Below are 14,866 nucleotides of genomic sequence, written 5' to 3'. Positions count from 1 at the left end.
AATATTGATGGACATCTTTTTTGAAGGTTATTCAAAAATATTGGATGATGTTGAGCCTATATCTCTTATTGGTAAAGTAAGGAAGATTAAAGGGCTCTTAGTAGAAAGTTTGGGTCCAAAATGTGGTATTGGTGATTTATGTTTAATAGAGCAGAGAAGTGGTAAGAAAATATATGCTGAAGTTTTAGGTTTAAATGGATCGTTTGTTAATCTTATGGCTTATGAAGGATTTGATGGAATTGAGATTGGCGATCAAGTTTGCTCTTTAGGTAAAAAGCTTCAGATTAATCTTAGCGATGAATTACTTGGTAGGGTGATTGATTCTCTTGGTAGACCTATTGATAATAAGGGGCAGTTTTTTTGTAATTATTATAAAGAATTAAGTTTTAGTAATATTAATCCTTTAAGTAGAGGTGTTTTTTCTGAGCAAATAGTTACTGGTGTTAAAGTTCTTGATGGGTTTTTACCAGTTGCAAAGGGACAACGTGTAGGCATTTTCTCAGGTGCGGGTGTTGGTAAGTCTACTTTGCTTGGTATGATTGCTAAAAATTCTAAGGCAGATGTTAATGTTATTGCCTTTATTGGTGAGAGAGGCCGTGAGCTTAATGAGTTTATTAAATATGATCTTGGAGAAGAATGCTTTAAGAGAAGTGTTTTGATTGTTTCAACCTCTGATGCATCTCCTATCGCAAGATATAAAGGGGCTTATACCGCAACATTAATAGCTGAATATTTTAGAGATTGTGGGATGGATGTTATGTTGCTGTTTGATTCAATTACAAGATTTGCAAATGCTAAAAGGGAAATTAGTCTTTCTATGGGAGAGCCACCTGCTACTAAAGGATATCCCCCTTCTGTTTTTGTAGAAATTCCTATTTTGCTTGAGCGTTCAGGACTTAATTCTAAGGGTAGTATTACAGGGTTTTATACTGTGCTTGTTGAGGGTGATGATTTTACAGAACCAATAGCTGATAATATGAAAGCTGTTTTAGATGGACACATTATTTTGGATAGAGATTTATCTGATAGAGGGATTTATCCTTCTGTAAATATTTTGAGTTCTACTTCAAGATCTCTTCATAGAATAGTAAATTTTGAAAAACAAAAATTGATATCTAAAATTAGGGATTTATTATCAATTTATAAAAGTTATGAAGATTTAATTAAGACGGGAATTTATATTAAAGGTTCTAATAAAGAAGTTGATTTGGCAGTTGCAAAATATCCAAAGATTATTGATTTTTTGTCTCAAGGAATACAAGAAGAGTTTGATTTTGAAAATTTGGATAGTGAATTGAGAGAAATATTAGCTTGAATGATTTAATTTTTAAGAAAAAAATTTTTGAAAAAATATTGAGTATTAGGACTTATGATAGGAAGTCTAGCGAAAACGCTTTAGTGAATGTAAATAATAAGATTTCAAAAATAGAAGAATTTTTAGAAGGAATTTTTGCAGGTTTAAACAAATTAAACAATATGGATGTTTTTTCAAAAGGAAATTATTTAGATTATTTGACTTATAGAAAAGGGAAAGGGTTGAAAAAGCTTGAAAAACTTAAGCATGAGTATGATAAGTATCATGATATTTATTTGAAGAAATATGGAGAAGAAAAAAAGGTTGACATATTAATAAAAACTTTAAATGATACTATAATTAAAGAAAAAGTAAAAAGCGAAAGCTTGTTTTTGGATGAATATGTTAATTATAGAATTTGTAAAAAATTAGGGAATAATCAATGAATGATTGCTTGTCATTTTTACTTAGATTTTTTTTGTGGTTATTTTTAGTTATTTTTTTCTTAGTGTTTTCATTTTTTTTGGTCGATTTATTTGGCATATATCAAACTAGAGATTATTTGCCTGTGTATATCAGGGCTTTACTTTTTAAGGGAGATGCTCAGCCACCTGAATATACACATATTAGTCTTGAAGAGATTAGAATGATAAAGGAAAAAGAGGCGATTTATATTAAAGGTCAGCAGGTTGAAAAATTGAGAGAAGAATTGAAAAAGAGAGAAGATAGTTTGAATAAGTTAGAAGCCGAACTTAATCAAAAGCAAAAAGATTTAGATCTGAAACAGAAAGTAATCGATGATATTGTCAATAAATATAAAGATGAAGACGCAAATTTTGCTCAGGCTGCTTTATATTTAATTAATATGCCACCAAAGGATGCTGTTAAGAGGCTTGAAGAACTTAATGATGAGATTGCAATATCTTATATGCGTAAGGTGGAAGATATTGCTAAAAAAGAGGGACGTGCGTCTATTGTGCCTTATTGGTTGTCTCTTATGGATTCTAAGAAGGCCGCTATACTAATTAGAAAAATGTCTGTTAGTTCGTTGGAGTAATGTATGAATAATGTAAGTAAGATTATTGTTAGTTTGCCAAGTCTAAACAAGGATTTTAATTTTGTGAATGTAGGTGGTATTTTTAGTCAAGCTAAAAAGGGTGTTTTTTCAGATCTTATTTCTTCAGAGGTTCAAAATCTGTCTAAGTTTAGGGATTCAATACTAGACTTTTTAAAATTTTTAAAAAGTAATGGCCTTATAAGTAAGGATTTTAAGAATATCTCTTTAAAGAAGCCCTTTGCCTTTGAAAAATTTAGTGATAACGGTTTCGTGTCTGATTTAAAATCTTTAATAAAAAAGGTGAATAATTTATTTGATATTGATAGTCTGAAAGTTTTAAGTGAGAGTTTGTCTTTTGATTCTGAACTTAGTGACAAAATAGAAATATTAAAAAATTTTGAAAAAGTTCTATCTGATCTTAACATTTTGTTTGATAATGTAACTTCTCTTTTTAATTTTGATGTTTTAAGTGTTGATCTTAATTCTAATCATAGAGATTTGAATATTGTAAAGAGAGAGAGGGAAAAAAATGTTATTGGTATTGATGTTAAAAATTTTAAAAAAAATGATAGTGTTAAGGAATTTTTTAATTCAGGTTCTAGGTTTAGGTTAATTGATAGTGAAAATTGTGTTCGCAAATATGGTCTTAAAGAAACGTTTGATGGATTGACAGAATTTATAGGTGATCTTTCTAGTTTTAATGCAAAACCTGTTAAAGGATCTTTTATTGGTCACATTGCTGATAATTTAATGTCAGAATGGAATTTAAAAATAAATCATAATATTGTGAACAAGGCCAAAATTGTGTTAAAATCGAATGATACAGGAGAAATTAGGCTGATTTTAAAGCCCAAAAGACTTGGTAGTATAAGAATTAATTTAAATCTTGATTCTAATAATAATTTATTAGGTAAGATTATAGTTGACAATCATAATGTTAGGACTCTTTTTGAACAAAATATGTATTCAATCAGTAAAATGTTAAATGATAATGGTTTTAATACTAGTTTAAATCTTTTTCTTGCAGGTAGTGGTTCTGGATTTTTTTCTGGTAATTTTGAGGATGATGTTGAGAGCCAATCATTTTCTTTGAATAAGAATAATATCTTTAAAATTGAGGATAATGTTGAGATTTCTGGTGATTTAGAAAAAAGTATTAATTTTATTGTTTAAAATGGAGGATAGATGGGTAGAGTTGATTATATTGACAATTTAGTCGGTATAGGCCGAGCTAAGGAAATATCTAATTCTAAGGTACAAAGAGGTGTGAAGGGTAATAATCTTGGTCGAGATGATTTTTTGAAACTACTTATTACTCAACTTAAATATCAAGATCCTACAGATCCAATGAAAGATAAAGAGTTTATTGCTCAAATGGCACAATTCTCAGCTCTTGAACAAATGACAAATATGAGTAAATCTTTTGAAAGCCTCTCATCTGTTCTTGGTATAAATAAGGATTTGGATTTATTGGGCAAAATAGTTGAATTTGAACATGTTGATGGAGAGATTATTAAGGGTAAAGTTACAAATATTAAAACAGGAATAGTTCCACAAATTATGATTGATGGCAAGTATTATGTTTATAATAATATTTTGTCAGTAGGATTGGAGGAGTAGTTATATGATGAGGTCTTTATATTCTGGTGTTTCTGGTCTTCAGAATCATCAAACAAGAATGGATGTTGTTGGTAATAACATTGCCAATGTTAATACTATTGGTTTTAAGAAAGGAAGAGTTAATTTTCAAGATATGATATCTCAGAGTATTTCTGGAGCGTCTCGTCCTACTGATGGGCGCGGAGGTGTTAATCCAAAACAAGTTGGTCTTGGAATGAGTGTTGCTACTATTGATACTATTCATACTCAAGGATCCTTTCAAAGTACCCAAAAAGCTTCTGATCTTGGAATTAGTGGTAATGGTTTTTTTATTTTAAGAGATGGTAATAATTCTTTTTATACAAGAGCTGGTGCATTTGATGTTGATTCTAATAGGCGTCTTGTAAATCCTGCAAATGGTATGAGAATTCAAGGTTGGATGGCAAAGTCTATTGGAGGAGAACAGGTTATTAATACATCTGCTGATGTTGAAGATTTAGTTATTCCTATTGGGGATAAAGAAAGTGCTAAGGCTACTGAACACATTACTTTTGCTTGTAATCTTGATAAAAGATTACCTATAATTGAGGAAGGTGCAAGTGAAGTGGATGTTGCTCGTGGTACTTGGGTTGTTAATAAGACTATTTATGATAGTTTTGGAAATACTAGTGTTGTTGAACTTAGAGTTGTAAAGGATACAACTACTCCTAATTTATGGAACGCTACAGTTTTAGTAAATGGAGAGACAAATTCCAATTTTACAATAGGCTTTAATAATGAAGGAGCATTGCTTTCTTTAAATGGTCAGGCAGGTCAGCCTGGTGATTTACTTGAGTTTCCTATAACTTTTGGTGTTGTGAATGCTAATGCCGGAGAAGTTGGTGAGCAGCAAACTATTAATCTTAGACTTGGTAATGTTGGTAGTTATACTGATTCAATTACTCAATTTGCTGATGCAAGTACTACAAAGGCTATTATTCAAGATGGATATGGTATGGGATATATGGAAAACTATGAAATAGATCAAAATGGCATAATAATGGGAGTTTATTCAAATGGTATTAGACGAGATATTGGCAAAATTGCGCTTGCTTCATTTGTTAATCCTGGAGGACTTGCAAAGGTAGGTGATACTAATTTTAGTGAGACAAGTAATTCAGGTCAGGCTAGGATAGGTGAAACTGGTTTGGCAGGTCTTGGTACTATTAGAGCAGGAGTTTTAGAAATGGCTAATGTTGATCTTGCTGAACAATTTACAGATATGATAGTTACTCAAAGAGGTTTTCAGGCTAATGCTAAAACTATAACCACTTCGGATCAGTTATTACAAGAGCTTGTAAGACTTAAGAATTAATTTTTTTGTTTTAGTTTATGATTTATGTAACTAAACTTAATGGCGATGGGTATTATTTAAATCCTTGTCATATTGAGAGTATTGAGGCTAATCCTGATACTACGATTCTTCTTATGAATGGTAAAAAATTGATTGTAAAAGAAGATGTAGTAGAGGTTGTGGATAAAATCAAGATGTGTAGGAGAGAGATTGCTTTGTTAGATAGAATTATACAAGAGAATAAGGGAGTTGAGCTATGAATTTAGCTAGTATAGTTGGATGGGGCGTTGGATTTGGTGCTATTTTAATTTCTATGGCATTTACTCCTACAGGATTAGGGGTTTTTTGGGATTTGAGTTCTGTGTTTATTACGGTTGTTGGTTCTTTTTCTGCACTTGTGGCTTCCTCAGAGATTCCCACTGTAAAGAGAATTCCTACATATCTAGGATTGTTCTTTAAAAAGAGTTCTTTTGGTAAAGTTTTCATTATAAAGACTTTAGTTGAACTCTCAGAAAAAGCCAGAAAAGAAGGGCTTTTATCTCTTGATGATGAACTTGATCAAATCAATGATCCTTTTTTTAAGTCTGGAATGAGACTTGTTGTTGATGGTGCTGATCCTGAGATAATTAGAACTATGCTTTATCTTGAACTTGATCAAATGCAAGAGAGACATAAGATTGGTGCTGATCTTTTTGGAACTTGGGCAAAGCTTGCTCCTGCTTTTGGAATGACAGGTACGCTTATTGGGCTTATAGCTCTTCTTGGGAATTTAGAAGACAGATCAGCTCTTGGTTCTTCTATGGCTGTTGCTCTTATTACAACTCTTTATGGTACAATAATGGCAAATTTAATGTTGCTTCCTATTCAAATTAAATTAGAGTCTATAGATATTGAGGAAGCATCAGTTAAGACGATGATCGTTGAGGGTATTTTATCAATCCAGGCAGGGGATAACCCTAGAATTTTAGAACAAAAATTGGTAACGTTTTTAACTCCTAAAGATAGGAGTCAGCTTGGAAGCGGTATTCTTGGGGGTGAGTGATGTCATTGAGAGATAGGAAGAAGCGTTCAAAGTGTGCTGAAGGTACTCCTGAATATATGTTAACGTATGGAGACATGGTTACCTTGTTACTTATTTTTTTTGTTACTATGTTTTCATTAAATGATATTATTCTCAAAGAAAATGTATTAAAAATAATGTCAGCTTCATTTACAGGATCCGGATTTTTTAAGGGCGGAAAGACCTTAGATATTAATAAGCTTTCTTATTTGAGTAATAGTTTTATGTCTTTACCCTCTACTGAGAAGAATAAGCAAGCTTCTCAGGCGTCTAAAAATAAGTCTATTATTGAATTTATTGAAAAGATTCAGTCTAATAGGGTTATTGTGAGACATTATGAACGCGGTGTTGTTGTATCTCTTTTGGCCGATGCTTTTTTTGATTCAGCTAGTGCTGAGGTTAAGCTTGATGATAATAGGGAAACTATACAAAAGATAGCTTCTTTTATTGGGTTTTTGGATAATCAAGGGTATAATTTTAAAATCGAAGGACATACAGACAATGTTGATGTTAATATAAATGGAATTTGGAAAAGCAATTGGGAGCTTTCATCGGCAAGAGCAGTAAATATGTTAGAGCAGATTTTGAATTACACCGATCAGTCTAAGATACAAAGCATTGAGAGTAAATTTGAGGTATCTGGATTTGCGGGAAGTAGACCGGTTGCTACAGATGATACTCCTGAAGGTAGAGCTTATAATAGAAGAATAGATATTTTGATTACTAGTGATGCTTCTTTGAGTTCTACTAAAGGTATTAATCACTAATAATGTTTTAGTAATGAAAGAAGAAATTTATAGGAGGTAATATGCCTGAGAGAGATGATGGTAGTATTGATGTAGGTGGTGCGGATAGTAAAAGAATGGGACTTCTACCTGATGTTATAATAAAAATCTTGCAAATATTAGCAATAGGATTATTTACTGTTGTTGTTATGATAATAGTTGCTTATTTTGTTTCTAAGATGGTAGTAAGTCAAAGTGGGGCACCTAATAATTTTCCAATTTTTTCTAATGAATATTTGGGAAAACCCCCTATGCTTATATGGTATGAAAGCATAGATGAAATTAGGGGAACTACTCAAGATACTCCTCCAAAGACTTTTGTCATAAAACTTGCGTTAGGTTATGCTGAGAATAATGTAAATATTTTAAGTGAGCTTGGAAGACAGAAAGTGCGGTTAAAAGATATTATTAGAGAATATTTTAGTCAAAGAACAGGACAAGAGATAAAGAACGAAAGTCAGATTAAGGCGGAAATTAAGGCTAGAATTAATAGTATTCTTAGAAATGGTGAAATAAAAGAGATAGCATTAACACAAATTGATATTTTTGATATGTGATTTTTAAAAGGAATTTTGAATGGCAGGTAATCCGGGAGCATTATCACAAGATGATATAGATAGTCTTTTAGAATCTATTAATTCATCTGATAATTTATCATCAGATGATTCACTTTCTAATATCATATCCAGTCCTATGGGCAAGAAACAGAAAATTAAAGTTTATGATTTTAAAAGACCAGATAAATTCTCAAAAGAACAAGTAAGGACAGTATCAAGTTTTCATGAAGCATTTGCAAGGTATACTACAACTTCACTCTCAGCACTTTTGAGAAAGATGGTTCATGTACATGTAGCTTCAGTTGATCAGTTGACTTATGAAGAGTTTATTAGATCTATTCCAAATCCTACTACTTTAGCAATAATTAACATGGATCCTCTTAAGGGTTCTGCTATATTTGAGGTTGATCCAACCATTGCGTTTGCAATAGTTGATAGACTTTTTGGAGGAGATGGAGATACTATTAAGGATAAGAGTAGAGATTTAACAGAAATAGAACAGTCTGTCATGGAAAGTGTTATTATCCGTATACTTGCTAACATGAGAGAAGCTTGGTCGCAGGTAGTCGATCTTAGGCCTCGTTTTGGGCATATAGAGGTTAATCCTCAATTTGCCCAAATAGTTCCTCCAACAGAAATGGTTATTTTAGTAACTCTTGAAGTTAAGATAGGTAAAGTTGAAGGGCTTATGAATTTTTGTTTGCCTTATATTACAATAGAGCCTATTGTATCTAAGCTTTCAACAAGATATTGGCATTCTTTAATTGGTGTAGGCACTACTAGTGAAAATCTTGACATCCTTAGAGAAAAGCTTGAGAATACAGATATGCTTTTAGTGGCTGAAATCGGAGAGGTTAAATTAAAGGTAAGAGAAATATTATCCTTAGCAAAAGGTGATGTGCTTAATCTTGAAAATTCTCCAATAGATAAGGATTTGATCTTAAAGGTAGGGACTAAACAGAAATTTAAGTGTAGAATGGGTCTTGTTGGAAATAAGATTTCAGTTCAGGTTACAGAAAAAGTTGGTGAAGTAGAGGATTTTGATTTGTTAAAGGAACTCACGGAAGAGGTTGAATAGGTTGTTGAAAGTTTAAATGTGTTAATAAGTTTAATGAAGAGGTGAATTAATGGCTATAGATGATAAGAGTGATATTGGTGAAGAGAAACCTGAGATAAAGGGTGTTAAACTTCCTGATTTAATTGATACTTTGCCTGAAGGTGTTGATCCTAGTAATTTTGGTCTTTTGATGGATGTTTCTATGCAAGTCACTGTTGAACTTGGTAGAACTGAGCGTAAAATAAAAGATATACTTGGCATGTCTGAGGGAACGATTATTACACTTGATAAACTTGCTGGTGAGCCTGTAGATATTTTGGTAAATGGTAAAGTGATAGCTAAAGGAGAGGTTGTTGTAATTGATGAGAATTTTGGTGTTAGAATTACCGAAATAATTAAAATTAAAAATGAGTAGACTAACTTTATTTAAGTTTGTGTTTTTAATTATTTTTATATTTTTTTTTAAAAATTTGTTTGCACAGGAGAATGAAGTTGATTTAGATATTTCTTCTTCTAGTTTAGAGAATGAGGTTAATTTACCGATATTTGAGGGTGATAAGGCTAATTTGAATAATAAAGATATACAAAATATATCTCTTTTCAGTATTTCAGATTTAGTTACTATATTTTTGTTCTTTCTTTTTTTTCTTATTTGTATCTTTTTGTTCAAGAAAATGATTCTAAATCATAAGAAAGTTAAAAATAGTTATAAATCAAATTTTATAAGAGAGCTTGCTTTTTATGAAATAGATAATAAAAATTCTGTAAGGGTTATCAATATACTAGGTAATGTTTATGTATTTTTGGTATCAAGTAATTCTTCTATTTTGCTAAGAGAGATCAAACAGGGTGAAGAACTAGATAATTTAAAATTTGAGCTTGATAAAGCTAAAAGTCTTAGTGATATAACTTCATTTAAGTCAATTTTTAATAAAATATTGCGTAAGAACAAAAAAGATGAATTATCTTTTGATAAGACTGAGTATGCGGCATTGGAGAATGATATTGAGACTTCGTTAAAAAGTAAACAAGATAGGCTGAAAAAGTTTTAGAGGTTGAATTTGAGTAAAAAATTAAGTTTTTTCTTATTTTTTGGAGTTATAAATTTTGCATTTGCTCAAACTAAATCTTTGCAAACTACTACTGGTTTAAATTTTCCGTTTGTTGATCTTGTAAATTCTGTTGGCGGTGGAATAATTTTTCCTTTGCAACTGTTATTGATATTAACTATAATAACTCTTTCTCCAGCTTTTTTAGTTTTGATGACTTCTTTTTTAAGGATAGCAATAGTATTAGATTTTATTAGAAGGGCATTATCACTTCAACAATCACCACCTAATCAGGTAATAATGGGATTGGCTTTATTTTTAACTCTTTTTACTATGTGGCCAACTTTTAACATAATATATAAAGAAGCATATTTGCCTCTTCAGGACTCAAAAATAGGTTTTAATGAATTTTATGATAGGGGAATTGCTCCTCTTAGAAATTTTATGTATAAGCAAATGTCTAATAGTAAGCATGAAGAGATTAGATTGTTTATGAGTATTAGTAATTATCCCAGGCCTAAGAATTTTAGTGAAGTTCCTACTCATGTTCTTATTGCATCTTTTGTTTTGCACGAGCTGAAAGTTGCTTTTAAAATGGGCATTTTAATATTTTTACCATTCATAGTGATAGACATTATTGTAGCTGCCGTTTTAATGGCGATGGGAATGATAATGTTGCCGCCTGTAATGATATCTTTACCATTTAAACTTATGCTTTTTGTAATGGTAGATGGTTGGACTTTGATTACTAGTGGGCTTGTGAAAAGCTTTATGTGAAGGATTTAAATGACAACAGGACAAATTATTTATTTAATTAGAATTTCTATTGAGAATATTATTATTCTCTCAGCGCCAATGTTGATTACAGCTCTTATAGTTGGTCTTCTAATTTCAATTTTTCAAGCTGTTACATCTATTCAAGATCAAACACTTAGTTTTATTCCTAAGATTATTATAATACTTTTAACTCTTGTTATATTTGGTCCTTGGATTTTGAAAAAGCTTATGCTTTTTGCTTTTATGGTTTTTAGTCAAATACAAAATATATAATGTATGGATTAAAGTATGAATATGAATTTTTTAGTTTTAAAATCTTTTGTGATTTTGCCTGTGTTTGTTAGGATTTTTCTTTTCCTAAGGTTTTCACCTTTTTTTGCAACTATAAGAATGAGTTATTTAAATTTTTTCTTTGCTTTAATTTTGTCTATTATTGTTGTAGATAAGATAAATGTTGTTTACCCTTTAGATAATTTGATTGCATTTACGTTGATATTGGCAGGAGAAGCTATTTTAGGTCTTATTCAGGCTTTTTTTGTAAGCATAATTTTCAGTGTTTTTCATTTGCTTGGATTTTTTTTCTCAAATCAGATGGGTCTTGCTTATGCAAATATTTTCGATATTTTTGCAGAAGAGGATAATTTAGTAATATCTCAAATATTTACTTGTCTTTTTTTGCTTTTATTTTTATCAAATAATGTTTTATTACGTTTCTTTATGATTGGAGTGCATGATTCTGTTTTAAATGTTAGAGTTGAAAATATGGTTAATATAAAAAATTATGAATTTATTGAGTTGATGTTTTATTCTTTTGCTATTCTTTTTGAAAAAGCTTTGATAATTTCTCTTCCAATATTGGGAGTTCTTTTACTTTTATATTTAATTTTAGGCATACTTGCAAAGACCTCTCCCCAGATTAATTTATTAATGATTAGTTTTGCAGTTTCGTTGGGATTGGGATTAATTATTTTATATATTGGTTTTCCAAGTTTGGTGATGTCAGTTAAGAGAGTAATTGAACTTGCTTTAGAATCTATGAGGAATGCTTTAAATTTATTTTCTGAGACCTTAAAATGAATACTAGAAATGAATTTTTAAGTAAAAATTGGTATATCCCTCTTAATTTTTTTGCCTCAGAGGATGAGGGTAGAACTGAACTTCCTACTGAACAAAAAAAACAAAAAGCAAGAGAAGAAGGGCAAGTATTAAAATCAACCGAAATTAATATGGCAGTTACTCTTTGCATATTATTTGCTGTGTTTTTCTTTATGTTATCTTATTTTGCTTACGAATTAATGGATGTTTTTAGGTGGCAAGCTGGTAAGCTTCCAGAGATAATATCGATTAGTATTTATTCATTGGGGTTTGCATATATTAGATCGATGCTTGGATATGTGATTGTATTTCTTTTGATATCGTTTATAGTTGTTTTTTTAATTAACGTTGTGCAAGTTGGCTTTTTGATAACCTTTAAACCTATAGTTCCCAAATGGGATAGAGTAAATCCAAATTTTTCAAAGTGGATTAAAAATTCTTTTGGTTCATTTGATGCTTTTTTTAATTTGTTTAAAAGTTTATCAAAAATTGCTATAATATCTTTTATATATTATATAATGCTAAGAAGCAATATAGGTAAAATCTCAAGAATGTTTGAATATAGTCTTGAAGATGGTATTTCTGTTATATTAAGTCTTGCTTACAGAATATGTTTTTTTTCAGTAATAGTATTGATAGGTATTAGTATATTGGATTATCTTTTTCAAAGAACTCGTTATATTGAAATTTTGAAAATGACAAAAGAAGAAGTGAAGCAAGAGAGAAAAGAAATGGAAGGAGATCCTCTGCTTCGTTCTAGAATGCGGGAGCGAATGAGAGAAATTTTGAATGCTAATTTAAAAGTAACGGTTCCTCAAGCGGATGTAGTAATTACGAATCCGGAACATTTTGCTGTTGCTATTAAGTGGGATAGTAATACTATGTTAGCACCAAGGGTGCTTGCAAAGGGGCAAGATGAAATTGCATTTGTAATTAAGCAAATTGCCAGGGAAAATAATATTCCTGTGATGGAAAATAAGCCTCTTGCAAGGGATCTTTATGCTAATGTTGATGTTAATGAAGAAATTCCAAGAGAATATTGGGAAATTGTTTCTAAAATTCTTGTGAAAGTGTATTCTATCGCTAAAAAATTTAATTAGAGGTTAAGTTGTTGGATGCAAGAAAAAACTCTGTATTAGTATATTTTGGACTTAATAATAAAGCTGACTTGGTAGTTTCAGTTGGTTTAATACTTGTTGTTGCTAGTTTTATTTTGCCACTTCCTGCATTTATTTTAGATGCTTTGATTGCAGTTAATTTGGTAATAAGTCTTTTAGTTATGCTTATTGTTCTTTATTCTAAACGTTCACTTGATTTTTCAGTTTTTCCAACGCTTTTACTTGTGATGACCATTTTTGGTCTTGTTTTAAATATTTCTTCTACTAGATTAATTTTGATAAAAGGAATAAGTTTTGATGGTCAAATGATAAGGGCCTTTGGAACATTTGTTGTTGGAAGTTCTGGAACTCAAGGTCTCTTTGTTGGTTTTATAATATTTCTTATTATAATTGCAGTTCAATTTATTGTTATCACTAAGGGTTCTACAAGAGTTGCTGAAGTGGCCGCTCGTTTTGCTCTTGATGCTCTTCCTGGAAAACAGATGGCTATTGATTCTGCCTATAGTTCTGGAAATTTAACAGAAGAGGAAGCTACAAGGCAGAAAAATGATTTGCAAGCTGAAGTAAATTTTTATGGTGCTATGGATGGTGCTTCTAAATTTGTGTCAGGCAATGTGAAGGTTGGATTTTTAATAACGCTTATAAATATTCTTGGAGGACTTATAATAGGGGTTACTCTTCAAGGACTTAGTTTTAGCGATGCGGTCAATAATTATGTGTCTTTGACTGTTGGGGATGGACTTGTTTCTCAGCTTCCAGCGTTGTTAATTTCAACAGCAACAGGGCTTATTGTTACTAGATCGATATCAAAAAATAGTTTTGGAGTTGAGATTATTGAACAATTTACTTCCTATTCAGGAATTTATTGGATTGTATCTGGGTTTTTATTATTTTTGGCATTTCTTCCAGGGTTCCCTACATTAATACTCATTCTTTTAGGTATGTTGATAGCCTTTTTAGCTTATTCACTGTCTAACTTAGATAGGAATAGAGAACTTCGTGAAAAACAAAAAGCCGAAGAGCAAATATTAAGTTATGCTGATAAGGAGATTGCTCCTGTAGTACCACTAGATCCATTGGCTTTAGAGATTGGGTATAATCTTGTTCCAATAGTTGATGATTCAAAGACCTCAGAACTTCTTGATCGTATTGTGAAAATACGTCGTGAAATTGCTCTTGAATTGGGAATAGTTGTGCCTAAGATTAGAATAGTGGATAATATGCGACTTGAACCAAATGAGTATTCATTTAAGCTTAGGGGAGTAGAGATTGGACATGGGGAAATTAAGTTAGGTAAGTTTTTGGTTATAAATGTGGGATCTGATTCTGGTATTGAAGGAGATCTGACAAAAGATCCTTCATTTGGACTTCCATCTCTTTGGGTAAATGACAATGGGAGGGAAATTGCTGAAAAATTAGGTTATACTGTAGTTGATCCTCCTTCAATTATTGCTACTCATATGACTGAACTTATTAAGAGGCATGCTTGTGAGATTTTGACACGTCAGGATGTTCAAAATATTCTTGATCTTTTTAAAAAAGATTATGGAGCTATTGTTGAAGAAGTTTTAAAGGATTTTTCAGTGGGAGAAATTCAAAGAGTGTTACAAGGTCTTTTAAAAGAACAAGTCTCAATACGTAATTTAGTGACAATTTTTGAAACAATAGCAGACTTTACGAGTATTACTAAAGATACATTTTTTTTAATTGAAAAATGTAGACAAGCAATTGGAAGACAGATAGTTAGTGGATATTTAAATTCTAATTTAGAACTTAATGTGATAACAATAAATCCAGAATTTGAGCAAAAAATAATTGATTCACGATTTGAGACGAATAACGATCTTATAAGTTCTCTTGATCCAAATTTAAAAACTAAATTTATTTATGAACTTTTTAGACTTGTAAATGAGGTTCAATCACAAGGATATTATCCTGTTGTACTATCGAGTGAATCCGCACGACCTGTAATAAGGGTCTTGACCAGTAGAGAACTTCCAGATATTGTTGTTATATCTGTTTTAGAGGTTCCTAAAAATGTTAAAGTTAATGTGCTTAAAACAGTAGAGGTTGAAGAGTAGTATT

The 14,866-nt window shown here is 31.0% G+C and carries 18 protein-coding genes; all 18 read left to right on the top strand.

Annotation, left to right across the window (positions count from 1 at the left end):
• Nucleotides 1-7 precede the first annotated feature (7 nt).
• From bvRMA01_RS01435 to flhA, 18 genes are read left to right on the top strand one after another with little or no spacing between them, the layout of a single operon-like run.
• On the top strand, nt 8-1,315 hold the full coding sequence (locus tag bvRMA01_RS01435) for a FliI/YscN family ATPase (protein WP_247031664.1): 1,308 nt from the start codon (nt 8-10) through the stop codon (nt 1,313-1,315).
• Nucleotides 1,312-1,740 (top strand): flagellar protein FlbA, encoded by a 429-nt coding sequence (locus bvRMA01_RS01430; protein ID WP_247031662.1) that lies wholly within the window; start codon nt 1,312-1,314, stop codon nt 1,738-1,740. The genes bvRMA01_RS01435 and bvRMA01_RS01430 overlap by 4 nt, the downstream gene beginning before the upstream one ends.
• Nucleotides 1,737-2,351: a periplasmic-type flagellar collar protein FlbB gene (locus tag bvRMA01_RS01425; RefSeq protein WP_247031660.1), complete on the top strand. Its 615-nt coding sequence runs from the start codon at nt 1,737-1,739 to the stop codon at nt 2,349-2,351. Before bvRMA01_RS01430 ends, bvRMA01_RS01425 begins: the two co-directional genes overlap by 4 nt.
• A gap of 3 nt (nt 2,352-2,354) precedes the next feature.
• Entirely contained in the window at nt 2,355-3,524 is a 1,170-nt protein-coding gene (locus bvRMA01_RS01420) for a flagellar hook-length control protein FliK (RefSeq protein ID WP_247031658.1), read from the top strand.
• Between the two features lie 12 nt (nt 3,525-3,536).
• Nucleotides 3,537-3,971 (top strand): flagellar hook assembly protein FlgD, encoded by a 435-nt coding sequence (gene flgD, locus bvRMA01_RS01415; RefSeq protein WP_011772241.1) that lies wholly within the window; start codon nt 3,537-3,539, stop codon nt 3,969-3,971.
• Between the two features lie 4 nt (nt 3,972-3,975).
• Nucleotides 3,976-5,304 carry a flagellar hook protein FlgE gene (gene flgE, locus bvRMA01_RS01410; protein WP_247031656.1) on the top strand — a complete coding sequence of 443 codons (1,329 nt, stop codon included), beginning with the start codon at nt 3,976-3,978 and terminating at the stop codon, nt 5,302-5,304.
• Nucleotides 5,305-5,321: 17 nt separating this feature from the next.
• Nucleotides 5,322-5,543 carry a flagellar FlbD family protein gene (locus bvRMA01_RS01405; protein WP_011772239.1) on the top strand — a complete coding sequence of 74 codons (222 nt, stop codon included), beginning with the start codon at nt 5,322-5,324 and terminating at the stop codon, nt 5,541-5,543.
• A complete protein-coding gene (locus bvRMA01_RS01400; RefSeq protein WP_011772238.1) occupies nt 5,540-6,325 on the top strand; it encodes a motility protein A in 786 nt (261 codons plus the stop codon). Before bvRMA01_RS01405 ends, bvRMA01_RS01400 begins: the two co-directional genes overlap by 4 nt.
• Nucleotides 6,325-7,110: a flagellar motor protein MotB gene (motB, locus tag bvRMA01_RS01395; RefSeq protein ID WP_247031654.1), complete on the top strand. Its 786-nt coding sequence runs from the start codon at nt 6,325-6,327 to the stop codon at nt 7,108-7,110. The genes bvRMA01_RS01400 and motB overlap by 1 nt, the downstream gene beginning before the upstream one ends.
• A gap of 41 nt (nt 7,111-7,151) precedes the next feature.
• A complete protein-coding gene (gene fliL / locus bvRMA01_RS01390) occupies nt 7,152-7,685 on the top strand; it encodes a flagellar basal body-associated protein FliL (protein WP_247031652.1) in 534 nt (177 codons plus the stop codon).
• Between the two features lie 19 nt (nt 7,686-7,704).
• The gene (gene fliM / locus bvRMA01_RS01385) at nt 7,705-8,763 is read left to right on the top strand and encodes a flagellar motor switch protein FliM (protein ID WP_011772235.1); all 1,059 of its coding nucleotides are present in this window, start codon (nt 7,705-7,707) and stop codon (nt 8,761-8,763) included.
• Nucleotides 8,764-8,812: 49 nt separating this feature from the next.
• Nucleotides 8,813-9,157 (top strand): flagellar motor switch protein FliN, encoded by a 345-nt coding sequence (fliN, locus tag bvRMA01_RS01380; protein WP_011772234.1) that lies wholly within the window; start codon nt 8,813-8,815, stop codon nt 9,155-9,157.
• Entirely contained in the window at nt 9,150-9,794 is a 645-nt protein-coding gene (locus bvRMA01_RS01375) for a flagella biosynthesis regulatory protein FliZ (protein ID WP_247031650.1), read from the top strand. Before fliN ends, bvRMA01_RS01375 begins: the two co-directional genes overlap by 8 nt.
• 9 nt (nt 9,795-9,803) lie before the next feature.
• Nucleotides 9,804-10,568, top strand: a complete 765-nt coding sequence (fliP, locus tag bvRMA01_RS01370) for a flagellar type III secretion system pore protein FliP (protein WP_041178441.1) — start codon at nt 9,804-9,806, stop codon at nt 10,566-10,568.
• Nucleotides 10,569-10,577: 9 nt separating this feature from the next.
• The gene (gene fliQ / locus bvRMA01_RS01365; protein WP_011772231.1) at nt 10,578-10,841 is read left to right on the top strand and encodes a flagellar biosynthesis protein FliQ; all 264 of its coding nucleotides are present in this window, start codon (nt 10,578-10,580) and stop codon (nt 10,839-10,841) included.
• Between the two features lie 15 nt (nt 10,842-10,856).
• The gene (gene fliR, locus bvRMA01_RS01360; RefSeq protein WP_247031648.1) at nt 10,857-11,645 is read left to right on the top strand and encodes a flagellar biosynthetic protein FliR; all 789 of its coding nucleotides are present in this window, start codon (nt 10,857-10,859) and stop codon (nt 11,643-11,645) included.
• Nucleotides 11,642-12,763, top strand: coding sequence for a flagellar biosynthesis protein FlhB (gene flhB, locus bvRMA01_RS01355; RefSeq protein ID WP_247031646.1), 1,122 nt, complete (start codon nt 11,642-11,644; stop codon nt 12,761-12,763). Before fliR ends, flhB begins: the two co-directional genes overlap by 4 nt.
• 8 nt (nt 12,764-12,771) lie before the next feature.
• The gene (gene flhA, locus bvRMA01_RS01350; RefSeq protein ID WP_247031644.1) at nt 12,772-14,862 is read left to right on the top strand and encodes a flagellar biosynthesis protein FlhA; all 2,091 of its coding nucleotides are present in this window, start codon (nt 12,772-12,774) and stop codon (nt 14,860-14,862) included.
• Nucleotides 14,863-14,866: the final 4 nt, after the last annotated feature.

It is taken from the genome of Borrelia venezuelensis, assembly GCF_023035835.1.
Taxonomy (GTDB): domain Bacteria; phylum Spirochaetota; class Spirochaetia; order Borreliales; family Borreliaceae; genus Borrelia; species Borrelia turicatae.
This window is presented reverse-complemented; position numbering and strand designations above follow the sequence as displayed.

Bases quoted from the DNA above. Each gene is read 5' to 3' on its own strand.
- bvRMA01_RS01435 (WP_247031664.1), top strand. From the start codon at position 8: ATGGACATCTTTTTTGAAGGTTATTCAAAAATATTGGATGATGTTGAG.
- bvRMA01_RS01425 (WP_247031660.1), top strand. From the start codon at position 1,737: ATGAATGATTGCTTGTCATTTTTACTTAGATTTTTTTTGTGGTTATTT.
- bvRMA01_RS01420 (WP_247031658.1), top strand. From the start codon at position 2,355: ATGAATAATGTAAGTAAGATTATTGTTAGTTTGCCAAGTCTAAACAAG.
- flgD (WP_011772241.1), top strand. From the start codon at position 3,537: ATGGGTAGAGTTGATTATATTGACAATTTAGTCGGTATAGGCCGAGCT.
- flgE (WP_247031656.1), top strand. From the start codon at position 3,976: ATGATGAGGTCTTTATATTCTGGTGTTTCTGGTCTTCAGAATCATCAA.
- bvRMA01_RS01405 (WP_011772239.1), top strand. From the start codon at position 5,322: ATGATTTATGTAACTAAACTTAATGGCGATGGGTATTATTTAAATCCT.
- bvRMA01_RS01400 (WP_011772238.1), top strand. From the start codon at position 5,540: ATGAATTTAGCTAGTATAGTTGGATGGGGCGTTGGATTTGGTGCTATT.
- motB (WP_247031654.1), top strand. From the start codon at position 6,325: ATGTCATTGAGAGATAGGAAGAAGCGTTCAAAGTGTGCTGAAGGTACT.
- fliL (WP_247031652.1), top strand. From the start codon at position 7,152: ATGCCTGAGAGAGATGATGGTAGTATTGATGTAGGTGGTGCGGATAGT.
- fliM (WP_011772235.1), top strand. From the start codon at position 7,705: ATGGCAGGTAATCCGGGAGCATTATCACAAGATGATATAGATAGTCTT.
- fliN (WP_011772234.1), top strand. From the start codon at position 8,813: ATGGCTATAGATGATAAGAGTGATATTGGTGAAGAGAAACCTGAGATA.
- bvRMA01_RS01375 (WP_247031650.1), top strand. From the start codon at position 9,150: ATGAGTAGACTAACTTTATTTAAGTTTGTGTTTTTAATTATTTTTATA.
- fliQ (WP_011772231.1), top strand. From the start codon at position 10,578: ATGACAACAGGACAAATTATTTATTTAATTAGAATTTCTATTGAGAAT.
- fliR (WP_247031648.1), top strand. From the start codon at position 10,857: ATGAATATGAATTTTTTAGTTTTAAAATCTTTTGTGATTTTGCCTGTG.
- flhB (WP_247031646.1), top strand. From the start codon at position 11,642: ATGAATACTAGAAATGAATTTTTAAGTAAAAATTGGTATATCCCTCTT.